Source organism: Myxococcus sp. CA051A, from assembly GCF_013336705.1.
In the GTDB taxonomy this organism is placed as follows: Bacteria; Myxococcota; Myxococcia; order Myxococcales; family Myxococcaceae; genus Myxococcus; species Myxococcus llanfairpwllgwyngyllgogerychwyrndrobwllllantysiliogogogochensis.
The window spans coordinates 1-2,293 of sequence record NZ_JABUMS010000054.1; the positions used below are offsets into that span (position 1 = coordinate 1).

The window sequence follows — 2,293 nt, forward strand, 5'->3', positions numbered from 1 at the left end:
AGCTGTCCGTCCCGGTGACGGACCTGGAGGCCGTGCCCGAAGCCTCGCGTGAGACAGAAGCGCGGCGACTGGCCCAACTCGAAGCGCAGAAGCCGTTCGAGCTCTCCCAGGCCCCGCTGCTCCGTGCCTCCGTGCTTCGCCTCTCCGAGCAGCGCCACATCCTGCTCGTCACCGTCCACCACATCGTCTCGGACGGCTGGTCCAGCGGCATCCTCACGCGGGAAGTCGGAGCGCTCTACGCCGCGTTCGCCCAGGGACTCCCCTCGCCGCTCGCGCCGCTGGAGCTTCAGTACGCGGACTACGCGGCGTGGCAGCGAGGCTGGCTGCGCGACGAAGCCCTCTCCAAGCAGGTGAGCTGGTGGCGAGGTCAGCTCGCCGGGGCTCCCCATGCACTGGAGCTGCCCACCGACAGGCCGCGTCCTCCCGTTCAGACGGCGAACGGCGGCACGCTCCCCATCGAGCTGGGCTCGCAACTCACCGCCGAGCTGCGCGCGCTGTGCCTGCGTGAAGGCGTCACGCCCTTCATGGCGCTGTTGTCCGCGTTCCAGGTGTTGCTCGCTCGCTACTCGGGCCAGGACGACATCGTCGTCGGCTCACCCATCGCGAATCGGCAGCGCTCGGAGATAGAGGGCATCGTCGGCTTCTTCGTCAACACGCTCGCGCTGCGCGCACGGCTGACGGGGGAGATGACGTTCCGCGAGCTGCTGGCTCAGGTGAAGGAGACGACGCTCGGTGCGTACACGCACCAGGACGTGCCCTTCGAGAAGCTCGTCGATGAGCTCAAGCCCGAGCGCGACCTGAGCCGGTCTCCGCTCTTCCAGGTCATGTTCGCTCTTCAGAACACGGGCCGCTCGGCCGGGCCGGAGGACGGTGAGGAGAAGAGTCCGCTCGAGCCAATGCAGGTGGACAGCGGCACGGCCAAGTTCGACCTGTCCCTGCTCTGCGGTGACTTCGGCGACGACATCGGCGGCCTGCTCGAGTTCAACACCGACCTGTTCGACCGGAGCACCGCGGAGCGGATGGGTGCGCATCTGGTGCGCCTGCTGAAGTCCGCGGTGAACAATCCGGGTCAGTCGCTGTGGCGCCTGCCCCTGCTCGATGAGCAGGAGCGTCACCAGTTCCTCGTCTCCTGGAATGACACGTCACGCGAGTCTCACGCCGTCACGACGCTGCACGGCCCCTTCGAGGCCCAGGCGCTCCGCACGCCCGACGCCATCGCCATCTCCGATGGCTCGCGCTCGCTCACCTACGCCGCTCTCGATGCACGCGCCAATCAGCTCGCCCACCACCTCGCCTCTCGCGGCGTGACTCCTGGCGGCGCCGTCGGCATCTGCCTCGACAAGTCCCTCGACATGGCCGTCGCCGTCCTCGCCACCCTCAAGGCCGGCGCCTTCTACGTCGCTCTCGACCCCAACTACCCCCCCGAGCGCCTCGCCTTCATGCTCGCGGACACTCGCGCCCCCGTCGTTCTCACCCACTCCCTGCTCGCCTCCGTCCTCCCCGCGAGCACCAGTGCGCGCTTCGTCCTCGTCGACTCCGAAGCCGACGCCATCTCCCGCCAGTCCTCACAGGCGCCCTCCGTCCTCGTCTCCACCGAGGACATCGCCTACGTCATCTACACTTCCGGCTCCACGGGCATCCCCAAGGGCATTGTCATGCCCCACCGGGCCCTCAGCTTCCTCCTCGACTGGCAGATTCGTCAGTCCCCCAACCCTCGCGCTGTCACCCTCCAGTTCGCCTCCCTCAACTTCGACGTCTCCGTCCAGGAGTTCTTCGCCTCCTGGTGGGTCGGCGCCCACGTCGTCCTGCCCACCGGGGGACTCCGCCAGGACATCCCCGCCCTGCTCGACTTCATGCACCGCCAGCAGGTGGAGCGACTCTTCCTCCCCTTCGTCGCCCTCCAGGCCATGGCGGACTCCGTCTCTCACGGCGCCACGCTTCCTTCCGCCCTTCGCGAAGTCGTCACCGCTGGCGAGCAACTCCAGGTCAACTCCACCCTCGCTTCCTTCTTCGAGAAGCTCCCGGGCAGCGTCCTCGAAAACCAGTACGGCCCCTCCGAGTCCCACGTCGTCTCCGCCTTCCGGCTCCAGGGCGCACCTTCCTCCTGGCCTCGCCTGCCCTCCATCGGCTCGCCCGTCGCCCACACGCAGCTCTACGTCCTCGACACCCTCGGCCAGCCCGTCCCCATTGGCGTCTCGGGTGAGGTGTACGTCGGCGGCACCCACCTCGCTCACGGCTACCTCGCCCGCCCCGACATCACCGCTCAGGCCTTCGTCCCGAATCCTTTCTCGGG

Annotated in this window: 1 protein-coding gene; it reads left to right on the top strand. The window is 68.3% G+C overall.

The window, feature by feature from the left end; genetic code table 11:
• The coding region (locus tag HUA74_RS44855) for a condensation domain-containing protein (protein ID WP_174459498.1) at nucleotides 1–2,293 on the top strand (2,293 nt) is incomplete at both ends.